Origin of the sequence: Maribacter sp. X9 (genome assembly GCF_048537565.1) — a bacterium.
Taxonomy (GTDB): domain Bacteria; phylum Bacteroidota; class Bacteroidia; order Flavobacteriales; family Flavobacteriaceae; genus Maribacter.
Genome location: NZ_CP183215.1, coordinates 561,537 through 586,675, shown reverse-complemented (window position 1 = coordinate 586,675; position 25,139 = coordinate 561,537). Strand labels below are relative to the sequence as shown.

25 protein-coding genes are annotated in these 25,139 nt (G+C 38.9%); 5 read left to right on the top strand and 20 right to left on the bottom strand.

Annotated elements, in window-relative coordinates; genetic code table 11:
- Positions 1 to 7 precede the first annotated feature (7 nt).
- From ACNR9Q_RS02480 to dinB, 3 genes are all read right to left on the bottom strand, one after another.
- Entirely contained in the window at positions 8 to 1,093 is a 1,086-nt protein-coding gene (locus ACNR9Q_RS02480; protein WP_419213012.1) for an efflux RND transporter periplasmic adaptor subunit, read from the bottom strand.
- A gap of 150 nt (positions 1,094 to 1,243) precedes the next feature.
- On the bottom strand, positions 1,244 to 1,660 hold the full coding sequence (locus tag ACNR9Q_RS02475) for a hypothetical protein (protein WP_419213011.1): 417 nt from the start codon (positions 1,658 to 1,660) through the stop codon (positions 1,244 to 1,246).
- A 110-nt stretch (positions 1,661 to 1,770) separates the two neighbouring features.
- Positions 1,771 to 2,874 carry a DNA polymerase IV gene (gene dinB / locus ACNR9Q_RS02470; protein WP_419213010.1) on the bottom strand — a complete coding sequence of 368 codons (1,104 nt, stop codon included), beginning with the start codon at positions 2,872 to 2,874 and terminating at the stop codon, positions 1,771 to 1,773.
- Between the two features lie 52 nt (positions 2,875 to 2,926).
- On the opposite strand from dinB, the gene ACNR9Q_RS02465 reads away from it, so the two are divergent.
- Positions 2,927 to 3,394, top strand: coding sequence for a CYTH domain-containing protein (locus ACNR9Q_RS02465; protein ID WP_419213009.1), 468 nt, complete (start codon positions 2,927 to 2,929; stop codon positions 3,392 to 3,394).
- A 3-nt stretch (positions 3,395 to 3,397) separates the two neighbouring features.
- On the opposite strand, the gene ACNR9Q_RS02460 is transcribed toward ACNR9Q_RS02465, so the two are convergent.
- The 15 genes from ACNR9Q_RS02460 to ACNR9Q_RS02390 all read right to left on the bottom strand — a co-directional run bounded on the left by ACNR9Q_RS02460 (position 3,398) and on the right by ACNR9Q_RS02390 (position 17,940).
- The gene (locus ACNR9Q_RS02460) at positions 3,398 to 3,859 is read right to left on the bottom strand and encodes a hypothetical protein (RefSeq protein WP_419213008.1); all 462 of its coding nucleotides are present in this window, start codon (positions 3,857 to 3,859) and stop codon (positions 3,398 to 3,400) included.
- A 36-nt stretch (positions 3,860 to 3,895) separates the two neighbouring features.
- Positions 3,896 to 4,291: a hypothetical protein gene (locus ACNR9Q_RS02455; protein WP_419213007.1), complete on the bottom strand. Its 396-nt coding sequence runs from the start codon at positions 4,289 to 4,291 to the stop codon at positions 3,896 to 3,898.
- Between the two features lie 9 nt (positions 4,292 to 4,300).
- Positions 4,301 to 5,320: a phenylalanine--tRNA ligase subunit alpha gene (gene pheS, locus ACNR9Q_RS02450; RefSeq protein WP_419213006.1), complete on the bottom strand. Its 1,020-nt coding sequence runs from the start codon at positions 5,318 to 5,320 to the stop codon at positions 4,301 to 4,303.
- Between the two features lie 131 nt (positions 5,321 to 5,451).
- Positions 5,452 to 6,078 carry a carbonic anhydrase gene (locus ACNR9Q_RS02445; RefSeq protein WP_419213005.1) on the bottom strand — a complete coding sequence of 209 codons (627 nt, stop codon included), beginning with the start codon at positions 6,076 to 6,078 and terminating at the stop codon, positions 5,452 to 5,454.
- Between the two features lie 80 nt (positions 6,079 to 6,158).
- On the bottom strand, positions 6,159 to 6,785 hold the full coding sequence (locus tag ACNR9Q_RS02440; RefSeq protein WP_419213004.1) for a carbonic anhydrase family protein: 627 nt from the start codon (positions 6,783 to 6,785) through the stop codon (positions 6,159 to 6,161).
- Positions 6,786 to 6,858: 73 nt separating this feature from the next.
- Complete coding sequence (locus ACNR9Q_RS02435) at positions 6,859 to 8,451, bottom strand: SulP family inorganic anion transporter (RefSeq protein ID WP_419213003.1); 1,593 nt, start codon at positions 8,449 to 8,451, stop codon at positions 6,859 to 6,861.
- A 75-nt stretch (positions 8,452 to 8,526) separates the two neighbouring features.
- Positions 8,527 to 8,823 carry a hypothetical protein gene (locus tag ACNR9Q_RS02430; protein WP_419213002.1) on the bottom strand — a complete coding sequence of 99 codons (297 nt, stop codon included), beginning with the start codon at positions 8,821 to 8,823 and terminating at the stop codon, positions 8,527 to 8,529.
- Positions 8,824 to 8,878: 55 nt separating this feature from the next.
- Positions 8,879 to 9,640 (bottom strand): tetratricopeptide repeat protein, encoded by a 762-nt coding sequence (locus tag ACNR9Q_RS02425; RefSeq protein ID WP_419213001.1) that lies wholly within the window; start codon positions 9,638 to 9,640, stop codon positions 8,879 to 8,881.
- Between the two features lie 2 nt (positions 9,641 to 9,642).
- Positions 9,643 to 11,367 carry a BatD family protein gene (locus ACNR9Q_RS02420; RefSeq protein WP_419214237.1) on the bottom strand — a complete coding sequence of 575 codons (1,725 nt, stop codon included), beginning with the start codon at positions 11,365 to 11,367 and terminating at the stop codon, positions 9,643 to 9,645.
- Positions 11,368 to 11,426: 59 nt separating this feature from the next.
- Complete coding sequence (locus ACNR9Q_RS02415; protein WP_419213000.1) at positions 11,427 to 12,299, bottom strand: tetratricopeptide repeat protein; 873 nt, start codon at positions 12,297 to 12,299, stop codon at positions 11,427 to 11,429.
- Positions 12,280 to 13,326, bottom strand: coding sequence for a VWA domain-containing protein (locus tag ACNR9Q_RS02410; RefSeq protein WP_419212999.1), 1,047 nt, complete (start codon positions 13,324 to 13,326; stop codon positions 12,280 to 12,282). The genes ACNR9Q_RS02415 and ACNR9Q_RS02410 overlap by 20 nt, the downstream gene beginning before the upstream one ends.
- A 1-nt stretch (position 13,327) precedes the next feature.
- On the bottom strand, positions 13,328 to 14,326 hold the full coding sequence (locus ACNR9Q_RS02405; RefSeq protein ID WP_419212998.1) for a vWA domain-containing protein: 999 nt from the start codon (positions 14,324 to 14,326) through the stop codon (positions 13,328 to 13,330).
- Positions 14,327 to 15,985 carry a hypothetical protein gene (locus tag ACNR9Q_RS02400; RefSeq protein ID WP_419212997.1) on the bottom strand — a complete coding sequence of 553 codons (1,659 nt, stop codon included), beginning with the start codon at positions 15,983 to 15,985 and terminating at the stop codon, positions 14,327 to 14,329.
- 5 nt (positions 15,986 to 15,990) lie between these two features.
- On the bottom strand, positions 15,991 to 16,857 hold the full coding sequence (locus tag ACNR9Q_RS02395; RefSeq protein WP_419212996.1) for a DUF58 domain-containing protein: 867 nt from the start codon (positions 16,855 to 16,857) through the stop codon (positions 15,991 to 15,993).
- Between the two features lie 81 nt (positions 16,858 to 16,938).
- The gene (locus ACNR9Q_RS02390) at positions 16,939 to 17,940 is read right to left on the bottom strand and encodes an AAA family ATPase (protein WP_419212995.1); all 1,002 of its coding nucleotides are present in this window, start codon (positions 17,938 to 17,940) and stop codon (positions 16,939 to 16,941) included.
- A gap of 159 nt (positions 17,941 to 18,099) precedes the next feature.
- On the opposite strand from ACNR9Q_RS02390, the gene ACNR9Q_RS02385 reads away from it, so the two are divergent.
- Genes ACNR9Q_RS02385 through ACNR9Q_RS02375 form a run of 3 tightly spaced genes read left to right on the top strand, consistent with a single transcriptional unit; the run spans position 18,100 to position 20,926 of the window.
- Positions 18,100 to 18,975, top strand: a complete 876-nt coding sequence (locus ACNR9Q_RS02385) for an aldo/keto reductase (protein WP_419212994.1) — start codon at positions 18,100 to 18,102, stop codon at positions 18,973 to 18,975.
- 13 nt (positions 18,976 to 18,988) lie between these two features.
- Positions 18,989 to 19,750 (top strand): SDR family oxidoreductase, encoded by a 762-nt coding sequence (locus ACNR9Q_RS02380; RefSeq protein ID WP_419212993.1) that lies wholly within the window; start codon positions 18,989 to 18,991, stop codon positions 19,748 to 19,750.
- Between the two features lie 39 nt (positions 19,751 to 19,789).
- A complete protein-coding gene (locus ACNR9Q_RS02375) occupies positions 19,790 to 20,926 on the top strand; it encodes an ATP-binding protein (protein ID WP_419212992.1) in 1,137 nt (378 codons plus the stop codon).
- Here the strand turns inward: ACNR9Q_RS02375 and ACNR9Q_RS02370 are convergent.
- Entirely contained in the window at positions 20,923 to 22,863 is a 1,941-nt protein-coding gene (locus ACNR9Q_RS02370; protein ID WP_419212991.1) for an alpha-amylase family protein, read from the bottom strand. The genes ACNR9Q_RS02375 and ACNR9Q_RS02370 overlap by 4 nt on opposite strands.
- Before the next feature lies 1 nt (position 22,864).
- The gene (locus ACNR9Q_RS02365; protein ID WP_419212990.1) at positions 22,865 to 23,809 is read right to left on the bottom strand and encodes a carbohydrate kinase family protein; all 945 of its coding nucleotides are present in this window, start codon (positions 23,807 to 23,809) and stop codon (positions 22,865 to 22,867) included.
- A 181-nt stretch (positions 23,810 to 23,990) separates the two neighbouring features.
- On the opposite strand from ACNR9Q_RS02365, the gene ACNR9Q_RS02360 reads away from it, so the two are divergent.
- A complete protein-coding gene (locus ACNR9Q_RS02360) occupies positions 23,991 to 25,124 on the top strand; it encodes an SPFH domain-containing protein (protein ID WP_419212989.1) in 1,134 nt (377 codons plus the stop codon).
- The last annotated feature ends 15 nt before the right edge of the window (positions 25,125 to 25,139 follow it).

Genomic DNA, 25,139 nt, shown 5'->3' with positions numbered 1-25,139 from the left:
GTTCTTATTATTCCGCGTACACGGCTAACTTGGAAATTACTTCATTGGGTTCAACAAATTCAGTGCTTATTTTTTCGTTATTCTTTACCATACGGATACCATCCAAAAGAATAATATCATCCGATTTTAATCCTTTGCTAATTACAAAAAGGTGCGGCAGCTCTGCGGCCACAAAAATCTCTCTTTGCTTCACGACATTATCCTTGTCGATGACAAATACATATTTTTTATCCAGTATTTCAAAAGTTGCTTTTTGAGGTATGATCAATGCGTCTTTAAAAGGTAAGGTCATTATTACACTACCGGTTTCACCGTGGCGTAAAATTCTGTCCGGATTAGGAAAGGTTGCCCTAAAGGCTATATTCCCTGTTTCATTGTTGAATTCTCCTTCGATGACCTCTACGATTCCTTTTTGATTGAATTTTTTATTGTTGGCCATTAAAAGCTCAACTTCTTTCTTACTGTCCTTGTCGGCGCTCATAATGTAATCAAGGTATTCTGCTTCGGGAACATTGAAGTAGACCCACATTTTGCTGTTATCGGAGAGGGTGGTTAACAACTCTCCTTCATCTAAAAGACTTCCTTCCCTTACATGTAAATGGTCCATCATACCATCAAACGGAGCTCTAATGTCTGTAAACCCTAAATGCGTGTTCGCTAATGAAACTTCTGCCTTAGCCTTATCAAAACTTGCTTTCGCCATGGCTAGTTCATTTTCTGATACAACTTTACTGTCTGTTAAAAGTTGGGTATTCTTTAATTCTATTTCAGCAACCTTTGCTTCGGCCTCTGCTTTTTGAAGATCAGCTTGGTAAACATTAGGCATGATTTGAAACATTTTCTGCCCTTTCTTCACCGTTTGGCCTTCATCAACTGAAATTTTTTGCAGGTATCCTCTCTCTAGTGCACGCAATTCTATATGCCGAACAGAATGTATTTGAGCTACATAGTCTTTTGTGATTGCGGTGTCTTTTTTTAAGGGTTTGGTTACCGTGAACTTGGTTTCCTGTTCTTTTTCTTTTTTTTCTTGATGGCAGCTAATTTGTAAAACAATAGTACAAATAGTAACTAGCATGAGAATTTTCTTGTTCATAACTTTAATATTAATAATGATTGGTACAATGAATTTTAGAAATGTGGATAAGCATTGCTAACGGGTAATGTAGTTTAGCCATCTTTGGCTCATACAGTTTGGTATACCCGCGTTTAGGTTAGGACAACGAAGTTGGTGCCCGATAGAATTTTATAATCGAAATACTTGGAATAGGACAAAACGTCTATCCGACAAATGGATAAAAGAAAGTAATTTTTGAAGATTTTTACTTTTCAGTAGGTAACTGAATAAAAATAAAAGGGATAAAAGATAGAATGAAGTTGAATTAAATTTAGAACCTTCAATTTTTAGTAAACTACTTTCTTCTTCCTCCTCAATTTCTGCGGCATCTATTTCAAGCGATTTGTTGTTATCGCCCAAAGAACCCTTAACGTGAGTGTTTTTGTTTTGAAGTGCAACGTAGAAGTCTGTATTGCCAGGTGTTACACTTTGTGTGTGGTGATAAAATGAAGAACCGCTTGTATTAGAATATGCTAACGCAGGCGAACATATGCTGAAAAGCAGTATGATAAGAGATAGAAAATATTTAAAAAAAAGTCCTTTCATTTCAAGTCGCCAAAATTATTCTAGTGAATCTGCCTGTACAAGTAAACACAGTTAATTTTTGTTAACATTTCTGATTATTAGGTAAAAGTGTCCAAAAGTCGGCTGAATATTCAGAAGTCGAATTTTAACTGTACTAAAATTGAGTTATCTTCATTTTTTATAGTTGCTTTAGTATCAGTATTTAAGTTAGAAAGTGATATTCCTAGTAGCCTTACCGAGTTCTGTAATTCTTCTTGGTATAAGAGATCTTTTGCGGTTTCAAGAATCAAACCTTTATCGGCTATAAAATAAGGTAAAGTCTTACTTCGAGTGTTAAGGGTAAAATCGCTATATTTTATTTTTAAGGTAATGGTTTTTCCCGCTATGCCTGCTTTTTTTAAGCGTCGTTCCAATTCTTGGGCAATATGCTCCAAGCGTTGCAGCATAAAGATTTCACTGCTCAGATTCTCACTAAAAGTTCTCTCCGCACCTACTGATTTTGGAATGCGATGTGCTTTTACTTCGCTATTGTGAATGCCACGTACTACATCATAGTAATAGCTACCACTTTTCCCGAATTTTTCTTCCAAAAACGCTAGGGTTTTACCTTTAAGATCTTTACCTGTAAAGATGCCCAATCGATACATTTTTTCCGCCGTTACTTTACCAACACCGTAAAATTTACGAATATCAAGATTTTCTAAAAAAGGAATCACCTCTTCTGGATTCACAGTTTTCTGACCATTGGGCTTATTGATATCACTGGCAACCTTGGCAATGAATTTATTGATGGATATACCGGCCGATGCATTTAATCCCGTTTCAATTAAGATACGCCGTCGAATTTCCTTTGCAATTAAGGTAGCGGACGGATTCCCTTTTTTATTGATTGTGACGTCTAAATACGCCTCATCCAATGAAAGCGGTTCAACTAAGTCGGTGTATTCAAAAAATATAGTTCTTATTTTTTGTGAAATTTCCTTGTACCTATCAAACCTAGCTTTTACGAAGATAAGTTCGGGGCAATTACGTCGGGCAACCACACTACTCATGGCACTTCTCACACCGAACTTCCTGGCCTCGTAACTGGCGGCAGCTACAACGCCCCGTTTAGAGTTACCACCTACTGCTATTGGTTTTCCTCGTAAATCTGGATTGTCCAATTGCTCAACGGAGGCATAAAAAGCATCCATATCTACATGGATAATTTTCCGTAAGGTCAATTCATTGGGCATAAGCAAATTTAAGACTTATCTTAGTGTAAGTATAGTAGGGTCAAAGAATCATATGATAGAAATAGAACGTAAATTTTTGGTCAAATCATCGGACTATAAATCTTTTGCAAAGTCGAAGACACGTATTGTTCAAGGGTTTTTAAATACCGATGCCGATAGAACTGTAAGGATTCGGATAAAAGGAGAAACAGGGTTTATCACCGTTAAGGGCAGGTCCAATACATCGGGTACTTCACGTTTCGAATGGGAAAAGGAGATTCCGGTCATAGAGGCCGAAGCTTTATTGGAATTATGTGAAAAAGGGGTATTGGAAAAATGTAGGTTTGAAATACCTGTAGGCCACCATCTGTTTGAAGTGGATGAGTTTTATGGTGCTAATGAAGGTCTTACGGTTGCCGAGATAGAATTATCATCAGAAAAAGAAGAATTTGAAACGCCAGATTGGTTGGGCAAAGAAGTAACAGGAGAAATAAAATATTATAATTCTCAATTAAGTAAAAAGCCCTTTAAAACGTGGTAGCGCTTAATCTTGAGATTTAACGACCACTATTTTAGGACCATTGTTTTCTGTGATGATTTCAATCGAAGAGCCGTTATATGTGGCGTTTATAATTTCAAAAATAGGATTACAACATTCACTTCTTGGGCTGGTCATGTTCAAGTTTAGCGTAAGGATGTCGTTCTCAGAATCGTTTAATTCAATACTGTAGGTATTTTCACCCTCTGACCCTGAAATAAAAAATTGAACTTGGGTTTCTTCAGTTTCTTGATTGGTGTTAACGAGATTTTCTTCTTTTACGATTCGTATATCTTTTAGTAAATAAGTTTTATTAGCAATTAAGTTGTCGCCATTTGCATTAACATATTCGATAGAAGCGGTCTGTGCTAGGCATGATACTGCGGCACAATCTTCAACTTCGTCTTCCTTTTCACATGTCATTAGGAAAATCAGGGAGAAACTGGCAAGAAAATATTTTATCATCATGTGTATAAGATGAAATTCTTACCAAAGGTTGCGTAGTTATTTGGCAAAAACCCCCTCTTTCTCAATTAGTGGAATAGTTACAAGATTGTTCTCGGCAACACTATGCTTTTCAAAAAGAAAACGTTTTTCGTATAATTTATTATCTGCATAGTAGGTCACAAAAAATTCATTGTTCAATGCTAAAACTTCTTCTTGCACGACTTCGATTTTGGCATAGGATTTTGCTGCTACTACAGGTATGGCGTGCCGCATGGTAGAGGTCTTTGTGTCACCATCGTATCCTTTAGATACCACCATGGCCATTTCTATAAAGGACGTTCTATTATTAATTAGATAAGCGTTCCAATCCTTGCCCAAGAATTCTTCGTTCCATTCGTGGATTATGGCTATATACACATCTTTGGCAATCGGTATTTCAATATCTTTTTTCACGAAAAGCTATTATAGGGCACTTTTAAATTGCTCCAGAAAACGAAGGTCGTTTTCACTCAGTAAACGTATATCTGTAATTTGATGTAATAAAAGTGCAATTCGGTCTATGCCCATACCAAAGGCAAAACCTGAATAAATCTCTGGGTCAATTCCACAATTCTTAAGTACGTTTGGATCTACCATACCGCAACCCAAAATCTCTAACCAACCGGTTCCTTTGGTCATTTTATAATCGGTCTCCGTTTCCAATCCCCAGTAGACATCCAATTCCGCACTAGGTTCGGTAAATGGAAAATATGAAGGTCTTAATCGAATCTTGGATTTCCCAAAAAGTTCGGTCGTAAAATACTGTAAGGTCTGTTTTAAATCTGCAAAGGATACATCCTTGTCGATATACAAGCCTTCCACCTGATGAAAGAAACAGTGGGAACGTGCAGATATCGCCTCATTTCTGTATACCCTGCCTGGAGAAATGGTGCGAATAGGCGGCTTATTGTTTTCCATATAACGCACCTGTACCGATGAAGTATGGGTTCGTAAAAGAATATCGGGATCGGTCTGTATAAAAAAAGTATCCTGCATATCACGGGCTGGGTGATATTCTGGAAGGTTTAGTGCCGTAAAATTATGCCAATCATCCTCTATTTCAGGACCTTCGGATACATTAAAGCCGATTCTTGAAAAAATATCGATGATCTTGTTCTTCACGATAGAAATGGGATGACGGGCACCCAACTCTATAGGGTTACCGGGTCTTGTAAGATCACCATACATGTGTTCTTCGGTGTCGGTGCTTTGCAAGGTTTCTTTGAGGGATTCTACTTTTTCGGTAGCGGCTTGCTTTAGTTGGTTAATGGTTTGCCCAAATTCCTTTTTCTGTTCGTTCGGAACATTCTTGAATTCTGCAAAAAAGTCATTTAAAATTCCTTTTTTGCCTAAATATTTAATCCGGAATGCTTCAACGGCTTCTAAATTATCAGCAGTAAACGAGGTAACCTCGGTAATCTGTTTCTTTATATTCTCGATCATGGTGCGCTACTAAAAGGGCAAATTTATAACTTTTACCACAGTAAGTCCTGTTTTTTTAGGTTTTGATTGATGGTAGAAGCAGCACGCGCTGATAAAGACAAATTTTTTTGTAAGTTAAATGGTTTACAGTCTTAATCTAAATGATATATTTCCATGATATCATTCAATATTCCCTCAAAATCTATTTTCAGGTCGACCAGTTTACCGGTATGAACGTCAAAAACCCAACCATGTACTTTTAGTTCTCGATCTCGGTAAGCTTTTTGTACAACAGCGGTCTTTATCAAGTTTACACACTGTTCTTGAACGTTCAATTCTACCAACCGGTCATATTTCGTTTCTTCGTTTTTAATTGCGTTCAATTCTTCTTTATGGAGTCGGTATACATCACGTATGCAGCGCAACCACGGATTTAAAAGACCAAGATCGGCAGATTGCATAGCGGCTTTTACGCCACCACAGGCATAATGGCCGCAAACGATAATATGATTCACTTTTAAATGCGCTACGGCATACTCAACAACGGACATGGAATTTAGGTCAATGTTGATAACCATATTGGCAATATTCCTATGAACAAATACTTCACCGGGTTTTAGCCCCATGAGCTCTTCTGCAGTTACTCTACTATCTGAACATCCTATGTATAAAAGCTCTGGATTTTGCCCCTTACCCAGTTCCTCAAAATAGTTTGATTCGGTATGAAGCTTTTCCTGTATCCAAACTTTATTGTTTTCAAAGACGTTTGTTAAATCCATACTATTTTATTGAAAAATTAATGGGTTGAAAGATAGTTTATAAAACTATTAAAATTCAAGAATCTATTTATGAGTTCAAATCAATAGAAAGTCACTTCACCGTTTGAAATATCGTACATGGCCCCTAAAATCATCACTTCGCCTTTTTCTTCCATGTCGGCCAATACTCGGCTTCGCGACCGAATATTTTCTATGGTAAGCTCAACATTTTTTGCAGCGACCGCATCTACGAACGCTAAGTTTTCAGAATTTCTGACATGTTCATCTTTGGGTTCCTTTACGGCCTCAACGGCGGGTTCGATTTTATTGATCAATGCCGTTAGGTTGCCTAAGCGGGCATGGTCACATGCTCCCTTTATGGCGCCACAGCTAGTGTGTCCTAATACCACGACTAGTTTGGTGCCGGCCAATTTACATCCAAATTCCATGCTTCCAAGGATATCTTCATTGACAAAATTACCCGCAATACGTATACTGAATATATCGCCAAGACCTTGATCAAAAACTAGCTCTGCCGACACGCGAGAATCGATACAGCTTAAAATAGTTGCAAATGGAAATTGCCCATCACTTGTGTCATTGACCTGCTCTAAAAGATTGCGGTTGGCCTTTAAATTGTTTTGAAACCGTTGGTTTCCTTCTTTTAAAAATTGCAATGACTTTTCGGGGGTCATTGTCGCTTGTGTTTCTCTAGTATGTGCTTTCATGTGTGATCGTAATTTTTGAAACCAGTTGAACCGGTCTAATGCCATGCAAATGATGGCTTTATTCTTTCCCTATTTAGCTTAAACTTATATCGGATTTAGGCCTGTCATCAAAAAAATCTATATAACTGGTAGGATTTCTAACTACACCACGTTTTGAAACCAGTCGTATATCAATGTTCCTTTCTTTTGCCTTGAACGAAAAATCTTCCAGTATTTCAATGATATCATGATCTAAATATCGGGTTTTAAGTAAATTCAACTCTAAATCTGTATTCGCAGGCAAACTGTCCAGTTCTTTAAGAATGGCGCCTTTGTTAAAGAAAGTGACCTCCTCTGCCAATGTCATTTGAATACGATGTTTTCCATCACTTTTATCCTCGATATGAAGAAAGTGCGAGTTTTGATAACTTTTTATAAGGATCACCCCAATGCCTACGGCCAACCCTAACAAGATACCCATTAACATATCTGTAAATACAAGACCTAGAACGGTTACAATAAAAGGGAGGAATTGTTTCCACCCTAACAGGTACATTTTTTTGAATAACGAGGGTTTGGCCAGTTTGAAACCTACTACAAAAAGAATAGCCGCCAAAACGGACAGGGGAATCATGTTGAGCAATGTTGGGATAAGTATAACCGAAATTAATAATAAAAAACCGTGGATAATGGCTGATAATTTCGTTCTACCACCCGACTGTATATTCGCCGAACTGCGCACAATGACCTGTGTAACGGGTAGACCTCCAATTAACCCCGACACGATGTTACCTACGCCTTGTGCCAATAGTTCCCTATTCGTAGGAGTTACATTTTTATCGGGATCTAATTTGTCGGTTGCCTCAACACAAAGTAAGGTTTCAAGGCTTGCGACCAGTGCCATGGTAAAAGCTGTTATCCATATTTGCGGATTGGTAATGGCTCCGAAATTAGGAAAACTAAACTGTGCTAAAAATGAAGAAACATCATCTGGTACAGGTACGTTGACCATGTGTTCATCTGAAATGGCAAGGACGTTGTGATCTTTTGTCACTATGTAATATAAAATTCCGGTCACTACCGCAACTACAGGCCCTTGTATCAATTGAAATAGTTTTCCTTTTTTTGAAAGTACGTTGCTCCATAAAATAAGTATCCCTAAACCTATGATGGCTATAAGTGTTGCGCCCGGACTTATATTATTGATGGTATCCAAGATTTCGGTGAAGGTATTTTGTCCATCTACTTGAAAAAATGCCCAATCTCCTTCTGGGTCGGGATCATAGCCGAAAAAATGTGGAATCTGTTTTAAGATGATGATAATACCAATGCCTGTAAGCATTCCTTTAATGACGGAAGATGGAAAATAGTACCCTATAATACCTGCTTTTACTATTCCGAAGATGATTTGTATTACCCCGGCCAATACAACCGCCACCAAAAAATTTTCATAACCGCCTAAAGAGCCGATGGCTACAAGTACGATAGCCGCTAACCCTGCGGCTGGGCCACTAACTCCAATTTTGGATCCACTCAGTGCCCCGACTACGATACCCCCAACAATACCGGCAATAACGCCAGAGAACAATGGTGCGCCACTGGCTAAAGCAATGCCTAGACATAGGGGAAGGGCCACAAAAAATACGACGATACTCGCAGGAATATCACTTTTTATATGCTTGAACATAAGGTAAGTAAATTATTAGAAAGACATCAAAAACAAATGCCTAGTAAAGGATTATACTGATTGAAAAAAAGAAAATTAGGCGTTCATCCTTGGGGGAGGAAGAAGAATGTCCAAAGATGTAGAGCTGCCTATATTGGAAACAGAAAAGTTAGTCAACATTGCCTTTTCGGCTTGACTGTAAAATTGATAGTGTTTTTCAACCTCTAAGAATTCCTGTTGATCAATATCATTTTGAATTTCTTGTGATTCTTCTTCGTTGAGGTCGATTGCCAAACCAGTTTTCGAATCTAAATCCAATAGCGATTTAATCGACGGTGCAAATATCGCCGCAGATAGAAAAAGCGCTAAAAAGATTATAATTTTAGAATTCATGAAACTTATATGTGGTTAAAGATAGCCGATAGTTTAAATATCTGCCATTGAAAAGCTAAAAATCTTTTAATGGTTTCAATTCACTTTTTAGAATCCAGCCAGTTTTGCCATCGGTCAATCCTATTTTATCCCAATCGTTCAACTCGTCAAGAATATTGACCTTAGTACCGGCATGTAATAAAAAAACTTGTTGACCGGCTTCGTTGGGCTCGGCCTTTATGCTACATTCTTCCGCAAAGATAATAGCGGGTCGCTTTTGATTAAAGTCCTTTTGTTGTATATAGGCAAACAGTATAGCAATAATACAAACGAACAAGGCTATGAGGCTGCCAATGAATGCCCATCGTTTTCTTGAAGAGTAATTGAAATTGTAGAAAGCTATATATAACAGAACAAAAAGAAACATTGCCGCAATGGCCAGGTATGCCCATTGATCAAACGTCAGCTTCCCCGTTATGTTCTTATATAATTTTGAAATACCCGTTTCTTGAACCGTATCTATGGCATCTAAAGTCATGTTTTGCGCATAGCTTAGATTCGTTTTTATTTCCTTGTCATTGGGGGCTAACAATAGGGCTTTTTCGTAGTAATAAATACTGTCTGCTATTTCATTAAGTTTGTAATAAGCATTTCCTAAATTGTAATATACCGCTGCCGAATGTTCTCCATTTTCCAAAATATCGGTATAAAAAGCAATTGCTTTTTCGTATTCTCCAGCATTGTATGCCGTAGTGGCTTGATCGAAAAGTTTTTCGTTTTGGGCACTGCTTAGTAGGACGGTAAAAAGACTAAGAACTAAAATCAGCTTTTTGAACATAGTTAAAGTTGTTTATCCATTTGGGAAATTACCTCACTTGCTTTTTCATAATCAGATTGCATCTGCACATCTGAAAATGGACTATATCTAGCTGCTTCACAATTTTGGAGTAGTGCAATAAAGCCGCTGATAGTAGTTTCGTCTATCTGTTTTTGGGCCAACAGTTCGGCTATTTTATCCTTGCTGAATTCTGAGGTCTCTATTTTTAATTTTGCTTTTAAATAATTATGTAAAGCTCTTTCAAGTGCAACGTAGAAGGAGTCTTTGTTGCCTAATTGTTTTTTAGCGGCAGAAAGATATTTCCGGGCCAATTTATTTGCTCTTCTCACCTTATTTCCAGCAACATCGCCCGCGATGGCATCACTTTTCTTTCTAAAAACGATAGCTAAAGGAATCAATAGTAATGGGCATAACAACCACAGGTAAAATGATGTGGAGCCGAAAAAGTAGGTGACCGACTTGCTTGTAAGATTAGGCGATAATTTAATAAAGTTAAATTGGTTGCCGGTTGCGATTACAGATTGCTTAGAACTCACCGGATTCGTATCTGTATGGTTCGTTCCGCTTAATGGGCCTTCCAAAACATTGATGACAATCTCATCTGAGGTCAGTGTTGTATATTTTTCGGTTGTCGGATTAAAAAAGCTAAAACTTATTGGTGCAATAGGATATTTGCCCCTGAATGCTGGGACTATCGTATACTGGTTACTCACCTTTCCTTGCATGCCGTTTAAGGTGGTTCTTACGCCTTCGGTAAACTCAGGTTCATAAACTTCCAAGGCGCTGGGTAATTCTGGCTCTGGTAATTTAAAGAGCTTTAGGTTTCCCTTACCGCTAACTTCTACGGTCGCCTGCAACGACTCTGTTGCGTTCAGACTTGTTTTGCTTGTTGTGACGGTAAAATCAAAATCACCGACCGCCCCGTTAAAACCGTTAGGCTGGCCTGCTAACGGTAAAGGTTTTACGTTTATGGTCCTATTCCCTGCCGACACTGTTTTGTTGGTCGAAGCGTAGATGTTTCCTCCAAAAAAGTCACGCCTTCCTGTGGGGACATCTACAGTTACGTCAAGTGATAAGGGCTCAATTTCGAGCTTTCCTGATTTCTGTGGATAAAGCACCACCCGTTTTAAGATTACATATCGATAAGGTTTGCCTTGATAGGTTCCATTTTGGGCACTAAGACTTGATACTTTTATATCTTGGCTCCAGAAATTGTTGTAGGTAGGATTATCTAAAGGTTGATAGTTGGATACGCTGATATTCGGACTTACATACAGTTTGTATACGACGGTAATTGCCTCGTTCATGAAAGGATCCAGTTTTGAAATTTCGGCTACCAAGTGCAGATTTTCATCGGCTACATCATCTGCGGTCATCTGATCGCTAGGTTTGTCTACGGCTGAGGTAACCTCCACTTCTTTGGCAAGCGACTTGTAGGTTTGGCCACCAATAACGATGGAGGCCTGCTTAATAGTGAAATTACCTTTTGCAGTAGGGGCTAGGGTGTAAGAATAGGATTTGGAATAACTTCTAACACCATTGATCCAAGATGAACTGATGGACTGTGAAGGCCCCATGATGACCCTGAACCCGTTAAAGTCAGGCGGATTGAAATTATCACCATCACGGTTCATGACAAAATCTACCCGTAAACGTTCGTTTAGGCCAAGCTTTGGTTTGCTCAACTTCATTTCAAAAGTCACGGAATTCCCATCCTGCGCTGACATTGATAATGAAAATAGCAATGCAGGGATGAGTAACGTAAATTTAGCTATAGCTTTAAATTCTACCAATCTTTTTCGTTTTTGATCTTAACCCCTTTTACCTTTTTTGCATCTATTTTTTCCTGCACTTGCTTCTCTGCATTCTGCATGGCCCTTAATAGATTTTCAACCTGTTGTTTTGAGAGTTGGTTGGGTCTAGGTGGTTGGGGTTCTTCTTGTTCTTTATCTCCTTCCCCTTGATCGGGTTTTTTCTTTTGATCTTGTTTTTGATCTCCTTCCCCTTCTTTATTTTCTTCTTTTTTATCTTCGTTCTGCTCCCCTTTATCTCCTTCGTCTTTTTGGTCTTGATCTTTTTTATCTTCGTTTTCGCCTTCGTTTTTTTGATCCTGGTCTTTATTCTCTTCCTTGTTTTCTTTGTCCTTATCTTGCTCGTCTTGGTTTTGTTTTTTCTCGTCTTCGTCTTTTTTTAGAAGTTCTTTGGCAAGGGCGAGATTATATCTTGTTTCTTCGTCCGTTGGATCATTACGTAATGCTTCTTTATAAGCGTCTACAGCTTTGGCGTAATCTTTCCGTTTCATGAAAACATTACCCATGTTATGGTAGGCCTTATGCTTTTCTTCTTTTGAGGTTGAAGTCTCACCAGCTTCCTTAAACCTGCCGAAAGCCTCATTGTAGGTTTCATTCTCATAGTATGCATTTCCTAAGTTGTAAGGAGCGATACTGTTATCTGGACTTTTAGCTATCGCTTTTCTATAATCTACCTCAGCATCGATAAATTTATCTTCGGATAAGGCTATGTTGCCATCCCAAGTAAGATTTATAGAAGTCCTCAACGCCTTTTCTTTCTCATGCTCATCTACTTCTTGTGCGTAAGAAGCCAAAGAAAGAAATAGTAAAAAGAATATGTTAGCTATTTTACTCATGTCTTTTTTCATTGAACAGATTAAGTTTCTTTAACCACTTGGTTTTACGGTCCAAGATAAAAATATCTAAAAATAGAAGCAAAAGTCCCGCGCCGATAAACCATTGAAACTGATCTTTATATTCTGCGAACTGCTTGGCCTCAAATTCCTTTTTGTCCATTTGCAGCAATTCTTCTTTTATAAATTCTACTGCTGCATCGGTATTGGAGCCATCAATATACTGTCCATTTCCTTCACTGGCAATATCGGCCAATACGGCCTCATTTAATTTAGTGATGACGGTTTCTCCTTGACTGTCTTTTTTCAAACTCTCTAAAATACCATTTCTTTTAAGGGGGATTGGAGCACCTTTGGCCTTACCCACGCCTATGGTATAAATTGTGATTCCTTCGTCAACGGCATCCTCAACGGCATCTAATGTCGAACCTTCAGAGTGATCTTCCCCATCTGAAATAATGAATAGGACCCTATTGGTCTGTTCGGCATCATCATAGTACGTGGTGGCCAATTCGATAGCTTGGTCGATTGCGGTACCTTGCGAGGTCAACATATCTGTATTCATGCTCTGTAAGAACATTTTCGCCGCACCATAATCTGTCGTAATTGGCAATTGTGGATATGCTTGACCTGCATAGGCGATAATGCCGATACGGTCACTGGCCAATTGGTTTATGATTTCAGACACCAGTCTTTTGGCTTTTTCCAATCGGTTGGGGGCGATGTCTTCTGCCAGCATGCTTTTAGACACATCTACCGCAAAAACAATGTCAACCCCTTCCCTTTTTACCGTTTCTAGTTTGGTTCCGATCTTAGGATTCACCAGACCCACTATCAATAAGGAAAGGGCAAGAACAAAAACAATCAATTTAAGCACACCTTTGTTATAGGAACGATTTGGGGTCAATCGTTTTAGCAGGTCAGTGTTCGCGAATTTCTTTTGGGTTCTTTTTTTCCAAATCAACACCAGTAGGTATAGCACGACGATCACCGGAATGATGAAGAGCAAATAGAAATATATTTTTTCGTCTAACTGTACCATACTAAACAAAACTTCTGAATAACGTATTTCTCAAAATCCATTCCAAAACAAGAAGCGCACCGGCCAATAAAATCCAAGGCCTAAATTTTTCCTCGTAGCGGTAATATTTGAATTCCTCTACTTCTGTTTTTTCCAATTTATTGATTTCGTCATAAATTTCTTCTAACGACTCATTATCGGTCGCCCTAAAGTAGCGACCGCCCGTTACTTTGGCTATATCCTTTAAAAGGTTTTCGTCAATTTCTACCTGCCGCATGCCGTATCTAAAGGATCCGTCTGCATTATAGGCAATGGGAGTCAATGCATTGCCATTGGTGCCCAGACCTATTGTATAGGTTTTAATACCATATTCTATTGCCAAATCAGCAGCGGTCTGCGGCTCTATGAAACCTGAATTGTTTACGCCATCTGTTAATAGAATAATGATTTTACTTTTGGCGGTGCTTTCTTTTAATCGGTTGACCGATGTGGCCAATCCCATACCGATAGCAGTACCATCTTCCAGCTGTCCGTAAGTGATTTGCGATAGAGCGTTCAAAACGATTGATTTATCGGTGGTAATCGGTGTTTTGGTATATGCCTCCCCGGCATATACCACCAATCCTATACGGTCGTTGGGTCTTTTTTTAATAAAATCAGCTGCCACTTCTTTAAGTGCCGACAAGCGATTCGGTTTTAAATCCTTGGCCAGCATACTTGAAGATACATCGATAGCCATCACGATATCGATACCCTTCGTTGTTTTTGTTCGAGTCGATATATCTTCTGTCTGGGGTCTTGCCATGGCTACGATGATAGCACTTAAGGCTAGTAAGCGTAATAAGAACAGGCCGGGCTTTAATTTTGGCAAGAAACTTTGATGGCTAAATCCTTTAATGCTCGAGATACGTACCGATGCAGTTTGCTCTTTTTGCTTAAAGATATACCATAGAATGGCCAATGGCAATAATAAGAAAAGCCAAAAGAAATCGGGATTTGCAAATGAAATATTCTCTAACATCTATACTTCTGTTTTAACCTCTACCGATGCCAAAATGCGATCTACGATTTTCTGGGCATAGGCATCATCTTTCAACCAGGTAAGGATTATATATTGTTGAAATCCTTTACCTCCAAATAATAACACCGTATATTCTCCTTCTATTAATTCTTTGGATTTTGGTACGGCAAATTCTCCGCTGCCATAGACTTTTAATCCTTTTATACCGCTTATGGTAGTAAATTCATCCTGTTTTGTAATGATATCCTTAGCTCCTTGACTTTCAAAATTGGATAAAATTTGCTCAATGGTTTTCTCAAAATCGGGCTCAGCATCTTGTTGGCTAAGGGTAACGGAGGTGGTAGCTATCGAAAAAAGTGCACTCGAATTTCGGTATCCAAAGGCTTGGATGTCAGAAATTGACGCTTTCGCCTCTGGGGGCAATTTTACTTCTTGGCGTACCAAAACCTCTGGTGTTTCCAATTGAATGGGAGGGAAACCGTAACTGCTACGGATCCAATCACTTTCTAATAGTTCTTTCGTTGGATGACCTACTACCGTGTCTTTTAAATAACCGAAACCTAGTTTGAAGCCGGCAATGGTCGTTGCAATAAGTAGAACGGCTACTAAGGATGCAATACCTATCACCAATTTTTTCTTTTTCTTTTTGCGTTCCAGTTCTTCTTGATATTCTGCTTTTTCAAGTAATTCTTCTGCTGTGGGTTCAGGTAGTGCATCATGGGTTTTGACCACGATTTGCTCTACCAATTTACGGTCTTGTTCGGCAACGGAGGTTGAGGGTTTGTTCTTGGCGAATTTAACCAAATCTGCCGTTTGAAGAATTTGTTGAAATTGATTGATTGTGTCATCATCGAGTTTCAACTCTCCGGCATCCTTTAGAAGTTCCAATTTTTCTATGAGTTGGCCTGTAGTGCTTTCTAGAGCCGTTATATGGGCATCTTCCTCTAAATATGAACGTACGATTGTGGTAAGTTCAGAATAGTACTCTTTGTATTCATCTTGTATTAAGTACTTGGAATTTTCCAAACGTTTCAGTTCCAACAAGGCCCTGTCATAAGGAGGTAAAAGCGCCACTTTTTCTTCTTCTGACAAGGGTCTTTTTCGCAGAACGAACCAATAAAAAAGTCCACCCAAGAAAGCTAAAACCAAAAGACCGATAATCAGATATTTCCATAATTCCACATTACTTTTGGTTACATTGATAAGCGGTTTTATATCATACATTTTTTGGGCAAGGGTGTCAACGGATACCGTGGCAACATTGATCAGCATAGAATCTGTCATATAGCCCGTTCCGTTGATTTCAATGCGTTGAGAGGGCAACTTGTAGGCGCCAGAATCAAATTGGGTAAGCGCATATATTTTCTGTAAGGTCAGCCTATCTTTTTTTCGGGTGGTATCGGTAGCAAAAGCCTCAACTGTTTCTAAAGGGGAAAAAGTTTGTCCCTCTGGAAAGATTACTTGGTCGGTCGAATCAACATCTACCGTAACGGTCCATTTTACCTGTTCGCCAATCTTAATTTTTGTGGTATCTATTTTTGTGGTAATATGTGGACTTTGCTGTGCAGATAGGTAGGCGCCTATGAGAAATAGCACGATGGACATACTTCGTTTTATAAACGAAATACTTTTTTTCACTAAGTAATCATTGTTCATCATTCCTGTCAACCTCTTCGTTTAAAATAGCCCAATAGCTTTTTTACATAGCTTTCATCTACCCTGCAATCCAATACGCCACAGCCCGATTTGGTAAAAGATTCTTTGAAATAGGCAACTCGTTCTCTATTGAATTCTGCATAGGCATTACGCACTTTTCTAGATTGGGTATTTACCAATTGCAATTTGCCTGTTTCTGCGTCTTCTAATTGAACCATACCTAAATTAGGGATGGATTCTTCACGTTCATCGTACACCCGTATCCCAGTAAGATCATGTTTGTTTCCGGTTATCTTTAACGTGCGTTCATAATCGGCTGCAATAAAATCTGAAAGCACGAAAACGATCGCTTTCTTCTTCATAACACTACTTAGAAATTTCAAAGCTGCTGCAACATCGGTTTTATTGCTTCTAGGTTTGAACTCTAACAGTTCCCTAATTATTCGTAGCACATGACTTTTCCCTTTTTTTGGGGGGATGTAAAGTTCAATTTGATCCGAGAATAAAATTAGACCTACTTTATCGTTGTTCTGGAGGGCGCTAAATGCCAAAGTGGCCGATATCTCCGTTACAATTTCATTCTTGAACTGATTGGTGGTGCCAAATAATTCTGAGCCACTAATATCTACCATGAGCATCATGGTAAGCTCCCGTTCTTCTTCAAAAACCTTTATATAGGGTTCGTTGTATCGTGCGGTTACGTTCCAATCGATGTTTCTGACATCATCTCCAAATTGATACTGTCGCACTTCGCTAAAGGTCATACCCCTACCTTTAAAGGTAGAGTGGTATTCCCCGCCAAATATATGGTCGGAAAGACGTCTCGTCTTTATTTCAATTTTGCGTACTTTTTTGAGTAACTCTTTGGTGTCCATATATTGTCAGTGAGCAGAACTCAGCGGCAGTTGGCAGTAACACTTAATTTAAAGTGCTGCCGGCTGCAACTGCCAACTGTTTTAAGGTACTTCGATCTCGTTAACGATTTTATTGATAATATCTACAGAAGTAATGTTTTCGGCTTCCGCTTCATAAGTGATTCCAATTCTGTGGCGTAGTACGTCATGAACTACAGCCCGCACATCTTCGGGTACCACATAGCCTCTTCGTTTAATGAAGGCATAGCATTTTGCTGCGTTACCTAAGTTGATACTACCCCTTGGTGAGGCACCAAAGCTGATCAATGGCTTTAAGCTTTCCAAGTTGTATTTTTCAGGATATCGGGTGGCGAATACCAAATCAAGAATATATTTCTCTATTTTTTCGTCCATGTATACTTCACGCACGGCCTTTTGGGCACTCAAAATTTGATCTATGGAAACTACCGGATTAACCGTTTCATAGTTTCCTAACAAATTTTGGCGCATAATCAATTGCTCCTCGTTTATTTTTGGATAATCAATTACGGTTTTTAGCATAAAACGATCCACCTGGGCTTCAGGTAGCGGATACGTACCTTCTTGTTCTACTGGGTTCTGGGTGGCCATTACCAAAAAAGGCTTATCCAAAATGAAAGTTTCATCACCAATAGTCACCTGCTTTTCTTGCATGGCCTCTAGGAGTGCTGATTGCACTTTGGCAGGGGCACGGTTAATCTCATCGGCTAGTACAAAGTTGGCGAAAATCGGCCCTTTTTTTATGGAGAAATCGTTGACCTTCATATTGTATATCAGGGTACCCACAACATCAGCGGGTAAAAGATCGGGAGTAAACTGTATTCTGCTGAAACTTCCCTTAACGGCTTTGGCCAATGTGTTTATCGCTAAGGTTTTAGCCAGACCAGGAACACCTTCCAACAAAATGTGCCCCTGTCCTAATAAACCTATTAATAATCGCTCGACCATATATTTTTGGCCAACGATCACTTTATTCATTTCAAGCATCAATAAATCAATAAAAGCACTTTCTCGAGTTATCTTCTCATTTACGGCACTAATGTCAACTGAGGTATTTTGTTCCATTTAAAAGTATATATTTTCGGTTATTGTAGCTTCAAATTTTAACAGTCATGCAAATTGAAAATTTATTCACTCAGTAGCTGTTAATGATAGGTTAAAAAATTGGAAAACCCCTTATTTTTATGAAGGTTTTAAGGGATTTCTTTTTAAATTCATCATCTTATGGACAACGCGTCGACGTATTCAAGAATTATTGCCGGAACCATGACTTGGGGTAATTGGGGTAAACAATTTTCCACAGCAGAAATTATCCATTTAATGGAATATTGTTTGGAACAAAGGATCACCACTTTTGACCATGCCGATATTTATGGGGATTATGCCAATGAATCACAATTTGGGAAGGCATTTTTAGAAAGCAGTATCGATAGAGCAAATATTCAGCTAATTAGCAAATGTGGAATTCAATTTGATGCCAAGGAAAGGTCGAATAGGGTTAAGCATTATGACTATGGAAAAGAGTATATCACTTGGTCTGTAGAACGATCTTTGAAAAAGCTAAAAACCGATTATTTGGATTTGCTTTTATTACATAGACCTAGTCCGTTGATGAACCCTGAAGAAATAATGGAAGCCATCGAACCACTTAAAAGGGCAGGAAAAATAAAACAATTCGGGGTGTCTAATTTTACCCCATCCCAAATTCGATTATTGGAAAAGGAAATACCAGTAGCGGCGAATCAAGTCGAATATTCATTAACTGCTCATACTGCAATGAATGATGGCACCTTAGATGATTGTATTATAAATAATCGATTGGCCATGTCATGGAGTCCGTTGGGATCCTACTTCAGGGAAGATACCGAAGCGACAGTTCGAATTAAAAAAGTGTTGGCCGAATTAACCAAAAAATATAATGCCACCGAAGATCAAATATTGTTAGCTTGGATATTGAAACATCCATCAAAAATATACCCGGTAGTGGGCACCACTACTCCCGAACGATTAAAATTGGCCATGGAGGCCGTGCAGATACAAATGGAATTACAGGATTGGTTTATCCTTTTAGAGGCCAATGAAGGAAATGAAGTTGCTTAAAAAAGAAAAGAAAATGAAAAAAACAGCATTTATTACAGGAGCTACAAGTGGAATCGGTAAGTGTACGGCCATACTTTTCGCTCTAAAGGGTTTTAATTTGGTGCTGTGCGGAAGACGTCAAGACCGATTGGAAGCGCTTAAAAAAGAATTAGGTAAAGAGGTTCAGGTACATACCTTGAATTTTGATGTTCGCAATAAGGAAGCGGTCATGGAAGCGGTAGCTTCTTTACCTGAAGAATTTAAAGAGATCGATATATTGATCAACAACGCCGGTAATGCCCATGGTTTGGATCCCATTCAAGACGGAAATACGGATGATTGGGATTCAATGTTAGACATCAATGTCAAAGGATTGCTTTATGTATCCAAAGCGTTGATCCCGCAGATGGTCGAACGAAAATCTGGACATATCATCAATATAGGTTCAACTGCAGGTAAGGAAGTGTACCCCAAGGGAAATGTCTATTGTGCCAGTAAACATGCTGTTGATGCTATTAACCAGGGAATGCGCATAGATTTAAATCCGTATGGAATACGTGTAGGAGCAGTGAATCCTGGATTGGTTGAAACCGAGTTCAGTACAGTTCGATTTAAAGGGGATGAGGAACGCGCAGAAAATGTATATAAAGGCTTTGAACCCTTGAAACCCGAAGACATTGCCGATGTCATTCATTTCGTGGTTACCCGACCTTACCATGTAAATATTGCAGATTTAATTATAATGCCGACCGCACAGGCTTCCTCCACTATTCTGAACAAGTCAGAGAGCATTTGAAAATTAACGTACAAACCTAAAAATTCAAAGAAATAACTCATGATCAACAAACGCTTATTGGTAAAAAACTTACTCGCCCATAACGACGAGAATAGTTTTTACGACAAAAAGCGGTTTATTTCTATCGGTGAAAAAGAAGGGAAAGCAAAATTTTTAAAGCACGTTTGTGCGTTGGCCAATAGTAATCCTAAAAACAATTCTTTTATTGTAATCGGGGTCGAAGATGAGGACAATAAGATCGTAGGAGTAGATTTTTTTGATGATAGTAAGATACAAAATTTGGTAAATGCCTATTTGAATAATCCGCCGTTGATTTCCTATGAGAACATCCCTTTTCCGCATTTACCAGAAGGCAAGGTGGTAGGCTTGGTTACCATAAAATCAATCGGGAAATTATGCACGCTTCGCAAGAATATATGGAAATATTATGGGGGGTCGGTTTTTTTTAGAGAGGGGAGTATCAGTCTTCCAAAGGCGTACGATATTGAATTAAAGGATATCAATTCAGAAGTGGTAGCGACCATTGAACAACACGCTAAAAATAACATCGAACTTACTTTAGATGGTGTTGTCGATTTTATCAACAATAGGCATAAAGATTTAGAGAGTGCCTATAAAGTTTTCAAGGAGCAATTTGTGATCTGTTGGGCCGGAAATAAGAAGGTGGCCAATGGAGTCACTTATTATCATAGGGTTGATATTGAATTGATCAATGAGCAGGTAAAATTATTCTATTCAAATTTAGATGAGGTTACCATTAATTTTGACGATGATTCTTTTACGATTATAGAATTTGTTCATTTAGGCCTTGGGCCTAAGCAAAAATATTATCCGTTGGAAAAAGTGCTTATTAAATTTAGCAACAATGGCACCTATCAAATCACGAGCGATTTACTTTTTAATCCACCGAAACACGACAAAGAAGAACTAAAAAAAATATATCAAAGCAACAATGCCTTAGTAGCTAAAATTAAAAATAGTTATGATTTAAAGTTCTCGGAAGTCAAAAATCTGAAGTACTTGGCAGATACCTATCTTATTTGTTATCTCAATGGTTTTGAAGATGCTAAGCAACATATGGAAAAGGCTAAGAATATCTTGAAACCTAAGTATCCAGCTATAAATTCTTCTTTGAAAGAAGCACTGCGCGTGCTGCGTAAAGTGAAGTATAATTAAAGGTTTTTAATCCACATTTGTTGATAAGGTTTTAAAGGCAGTGCATTGTGAACGAGTTCAAAACTTTCGCCCGTAAGTAAATCGATGGAATCCGATCCGGTAAAGATTCCGATGGAGAGCAACCAAGAAATGTCTAAGGTTTCGGTTACCTCATTGAAGTTGGTTAATATCCAAACACTTTCGGTTTCGTTGCTACGTTGAAAAATGAAAATATGTGGATTGGGGCAGCCATGAATTTTTATATCGTTCGAATCTTTAAAAACAGAAAGTGATTTCCTAAGGCCGATCATTTTTTTCAGACCATTGTAAATAGCGGCAGACGGACTATCAACCTTAGAGGCTAGTTCAGAAATCACCTTCCAATTTTGCACGGGCCGGTTAACCCAGCGGTTGTCATTTTTATGGTCCTCGTTCTGTTCATACGAATAATCGTTGAGGGTGCCAATTTCATCACCTGCGTAGATCATAGGGATGCCGCCATAGGTTAAAACAATGCCGTACATCATTAAAATTTTAGTGACAGCATAATCAATAATATTCTTGTTTTTTTGTTCCAGGGCAGTTTCCAATCCTAATAAGGATGCCGTGCTCCCTGTTATTCTACCATCTCCATTTTTAGGATTGTACATGAACATAAGTCCCTTTGCTGGCGACCATTCCAATCTGCCACAGTAATAGTTTAAAATAAACTGTTTGTGCATACCAGGATCCCAACCCATAGATTTCACGAAATCATCATCATAGCCGAGGCCTATGTCATCATGGCAACGAATATAATTGATCCAAGTAGCATCATTTGGTTTGCTAGGTATATTGGTCAGGCTTTTAAGCATTAAGGAAGTCTCTTTTGTAGCGATTGAATTCCATAGCAATGCCATTAAAGAAGCATTGTAGGCAATTTCGCATTCATTACCTTCAAGAATGTTCTCCCCGAAATACTTGAGGATATTTCTAGGGGCTACAATGGCCTCTGCCAACAGAATAACACCAGGTGCAATGACTTGTAAGCACATTCTGAATAGGGCAATTAGTGTATGGGCCTCCGGCAGGTTTTGTGACAAGGTTCCCAGTTTTTTCCAGAGAAAGGCCAAGGCATCAAAACGGACGACATCTACGCCCAAGTTGGCTAATGACATTAAATTACCCAACATTTCGATGAATACCGCTGGATTTCTATAATTCAGGTCCCATTGATAAGTGTTGAAACAGGTCATCACCCATTTTTCCATTTTCTCGTTATAGGTGAAATTCCCTGGGGCGGATTGCGGAAAGATCTCGGGTAATGTCTTTTCAAATTCATTAGGTATTGTACGATCGGAATAGATATAATAATAATTCTGATATTTTAATTCACCCGCCTTTGCTTTTTTCGCCCATCGAAATTCATCGGAAGTATGGTTCACCACAAAATCTAACATCAGGAACATGTTTTTTTGTCTGGCTTCTTGGGCCATGACCAAAAAATTCTCTTTGGTACCATATCTGGGATCAATTTCGTGATAACTGCTTACTGCATAACCGCCATCATTTTCGCCGGCAGGTCTAGTGGTAATAGGCATTAAGTGTAGAAAATTGATGCCCAAATCTTCAAAATAGGTAAGTTTTTCTTTTAATCCGTTAATGTCTTTGTTGAACCTGTCAACATATAATTGCATCCCGACCAGTTTCTCGCTTTGGTACCAGTTGCCAAAATTCAAACGCTCTAAATCCTGCTTTTTCAACTCGTTCGGACGTTCCGAAAATTGTACCTCTAGTTGATCTAAAAGGTCATGAAAATAAGCTTCGTGATTTGGTTCTTGGTACAGGGAAAAGAAAAGGGTCTTGATCAGAGAGAGGTTAGTCGCCAATCGTTGATCGAACAAAGCTTCATAGGATGACTCACCTTTTTTCATTTGACTTTTTGAGGCCAATAAGCGGTGTAAAGCGGCTTGGTTCATTTTAAGAATCTAATTGTTGAATTGTAGGTAAAGATTCAATGGCACCGAAATTAGTAGTGGTGATCGCTCCGGCTTTGTTGGCTCTAATTATCATTTTCGTTAGTCGTTTTTCATCATCTAACAATTTATCACTATCGGGATATTGGGCTATTTGCTGCAACAAACACCCTATAAAGGCATCGCCCGCACCCGTAGTATCGACAGGGGTGACTTTGATGCTGGGTATGGTTTTCTGAAATTTTCTGGTGCTTAGCCAAGTGCCTTCACTACCAAGGGTGATGACAATGATTTCTGTTCCCTTGTCGTGCAAAACGGTACAGGCTTCCTTAATATCCGTTTTGCCAGAAAGAAGTTGCGCCTCTTCCAAACTGAATTTGCATAAATGAGATTTTCCAATAAAGGTGTCACATTTTCGTTTAAAATTTTCCACTTTATTTTTCCAAAGGTCCACCCTATAGTTTGGGTCAAAACTGATGAAGGCATGTTTTGTAAGTCCGTCAAACAAATACCGGCTATAGGCTTCTTCTAGGGGGCCGCCCAAAAGTGCAGTGGCAGCTCCGAAATGTAAAATATTACCGTCAAAATTAGATTTATGGGAAGGGTCGTAGGTGAGTTCGCGATCTGCACCACGGCTAAAAACAAAGTCTCTCTCCCCATCTTCATCCAAAGAAACAAAGGCTAAGGTTGTAAAGGTTTCCGATTTTTGGGCCAAGGAAATATCTACCTTCTCGTTTTCTAAAATCCGTAAAAGAAAGGTTCCAAAAGGATCATCACCAACACAGCCGATAAAAACACTTTTGCCGCCTAATTTGCTAATGGCACATGAAACGTTCGCCGGTGCACCACCTGCTTTTTTTGAGAATTCTTTGGCTTTCGTTAAATCTTTCCCTTGGTTTTCGGCAACGAAATCTATCAGCAATTCACCTATGCAGAATATCTTTTTCATAAAGCTTTTTGGAAATTAGAAATTCTAAGTTAATTAGAAAAAACACCTAGTCCCTAAAAATTCTTAAAGAATTATTAAAATTTGAATGGTTAAAACAAATTTCATTGAATTAAAATCATTCCTGTTTTGGGTCTGGCGATGATTTCCATATCTTGAAATATATTTTTAAAACTATCTGACCATGAGCCTATTTGAAGAAATTAAGAAGAAACTGAGCCACGAGTTTATTGATATTATAGAGTGGCTTGATGCAACGAACGATACTATTGTCCACCGTTTTGAACGCTACCAAAATGAAATAAAGAATAATGCCCAGCTTATCGTACGAGAGGGGCAAATCGCCGTTTTTGTCAATGAAGGTCAACTCGCAGATGTTTTTAAACCAGGCACCTATACCTTGAACACCAAAAACCTACCCATTCTCACGACGCTGAAAGGGGGGAAATATGGATTTGATAGTCCGTTCAAGGCAGAGGTCTATTTTGTGAATACGAGACTTTTTACCGATGAAAAATGGGGCACCAAAAATCCGTTCATGTTAAGTGATGAGCGTTTCGGTCTGGTTGAAATTAGGGCATTTGGAACCTATAGTTTTCGGATCAACGATCCAGGTAAATTCGTAGTGGATGTGGTTGGTACAGATGGGAATTTCACCAATTATGAAGTGAACGAACATTTAAAAAGTTTGATCGTCACCCGTTTTACCGATACCTTGGGAGAAGCCAATTTGCCAATAGAACTATATGCCGCAAATACTAGCGAGCTTTCGGAAACTTGTCAAACGGTAATGCAGCCAGAATTTAATAGGGTAGGGATAGAATTGGAGAAATTCTACATTGAAAACGTGTCAATGCCTGAGGAGTTGAAGAAGGAAATTTTCGAATACAGCAGACTAGATAAGTTGGATATGGCCAAATTGGCCCAGTTTAAAGCGGCCAAAGCCATGGAATTAGCGGCTAAAAACGAAGGAGGAACCGCTGGCGCAGGTATGGGTATGGGTATGGGTTTTGTATTGGCGCAACAAATGGGCGGTATGATGGGGCAGCCCTCAACCCAACCTTTTGGAGGCCAGGCCGTACAACCGCAGGCGCCACCACCTATTCCTGCGCAGGTAAGTTATTTCTATGCGGTACACGGTCAGCAATCAGGACCGGTTTCTTTTGAAAAATTAAAGGAACTTTTCGCCAGTAGAACCATCAATAGAGATTCCTTGATTTGGAAACAGGGCATGGCCAATTGGACTGTATTAAAAGATGTAGAAGAACTAAGATCGTTCTTGGGAGGCAATACCCCACCGCCTTTACCTACGGCCTAATCATATAGCAATAGC

Bases quoted from the DNA above. Each gene is read 5' to 3' on its own strand.
- ACNR9Q_RS02420 (WP_419214237.1), bottom strand. From the start codon at position 11,367: ATGTCAGCGCAGGATGGGAATTCCGTGACTTTTGAAATGAAGTTGAGC.
- ACNR9Q_RS02400 (WP_419212997.1), bottom strand. From the start codon at position 15,985: ATGATGAACAATGATTACTTAGTGAAAAAAAGTATTTCGTTTATAAAA.
- ACNR9Q_RS02405 (WP_419212998.1), bottom strand. From the start codon at position 14,326: ATGTTAGAGAATATTTCATTTGCAAATCCCGATTTCTTTTGGCTTTTC.
- ACNR9Q_RS02385 (WP_419212994.1), top strand. From the start codon at position 18,100: ATGGACAACGCGTCGACGTATTCAAGAATTATTGCCGGAACCATGACT.
- ACNR9Q_RS02395 (WP_419212996.1), bottom strand. From the start codon at position 16,857: ATGGACACCAAAGAGTTACTCAAAAAAGTACGCAAAATTGAAATAAAG.
- ACNR9Q_RS02465 (WP_419213009.1), top strand. From the start codon at position 2,927: ATGATAGAAATAGAACGTAAATTTTTGGTCAAATCATCGGACTATAAA.
- ACNR9Q_RS02365 (WP_419212990.1), bottom strand. From the start codon at position 23,809: ATGAAAAAGATATTCTGCATAGGTGAATTGCTGATAGATTTCGTTGCC.
- pheS (WP_419213006.1), bottom strand. From the start codon at position 5,320: ATGATCGAGAATATAAAGAAACAGATTACCGAGGTTACCTCGTTTACT.
- ACNR9Q_RS02480 (WP_419213012.1), bottom strand. From the start codon at position 1,093: ATGAACAAGAAAATTCTCATGCTAGTTACTATTTGTACTATTGTTTTA.
- ACNR9Q_RS02370 (WP_419212991.1), bottom strand. From the start codon at position 22,863: ATGAACCAAGCCGCTTTACACCGCTTATTGGCCTCAAAAAGTCAAATG.
- ACNR9Q_RS02475 (WP_419213011.1), bottom strand. From the start codon at position 1,660: ATGAAAGGACTTTTTTTTAAATATTTTCTATCTCTTATCATACTGCTT.
- ACNR9Q_RS02380 (WP_419212993.1), top strand. From the start codon at position 18,989: ATGAAAAAAACAGCATTTATTACAGGAGCTACAAGTGGAATCGGTAAG.
- ACNR9Q_RS02410 (WP_419212999.1), bottom strand. From the start codon at position 13,326: ATGGTACAGTTAGACGAAAAAATATATTTCTATTTGCTCTTCATCATT.
- ACNR9Q_RS02390 (WP_419212995.1), bottom strand. From the start codon at position 17,940: ATGGAACAAAATACCTCAGTTGACATTAGTGCCGTAAATGAGAAGATA.
- ACNR9Q_RS02375 (WP_419212992.1), top strand. From the start codon at position 19,790: ATGATCAACAAACGCTTATTGGTAAAAAACTTACTCGCCCATAACGAC.
- ACNR9Q_RS02415 (WP_419213000.1), bottom strand. From the start codon at position 12,299: ATGAAAAAAGACATGAGTAAAATAGCTAACATATTCTTTTTACTATTT.
- ACNR9Q_RS02360 (WP_419212989.1), top strand. From the start codon at position 23,991: ATGAGCCTATTTGAAGAAATTAAGAAGAAACTGAGCCACGAGTTTATT.
- ACNR9Q_RS02425 (WP_419213001.1), bottom strand. From the start codon at position 9,640: ATGTTCAAAAAGCTGATTTTAGTTCTTAGTCTTTTTACCGTCCTACTA.
- ACNR9Q_RS02430 (WP_419213002.1), bottom strand. From the start codon at position 8,823: ATGAATTCTAAAATTATAATCTTTTTAGCGCTTTTTCTATCTGCGGCG.
- dinB (WP_419213010.1), bottom strand. From the start codon at position 2,874: ATGCCCAATGAATTGACCTTACGGAAAATTATCCATGTAGATATGGAT.
- ACNR9Q_RS02460 (WP_419213008.1), bottom strand. From the start codon at position 3,859: ATGATGATAAAATATTTTCTTGCCAGTTTCTCCCTGATTTTCCTAATG.
- ACNR9Q_RS02445 (WP_419213005.1), bottom strand. From the start codon at position 6,078: ATGGATTTAACAAACGTCTTTGAAAACAATAAAGTTTGGATACAGGAA.
- ACNR9Q_RS02435 (WP_419213003.1), bottom strand. From the start codon at position 8,451: ATGTTCAAGCATATAAAAAGTGATATTCCTGCGAGTATCGTCGTATTT.
- ACNR9Q_RS02440 (WP_419213004.1), bottom strand. From the start codon at position 6,785: ATGAAAGCACATACTAGAGAAACACAAGCGACAATGACCCCCGAAAAG.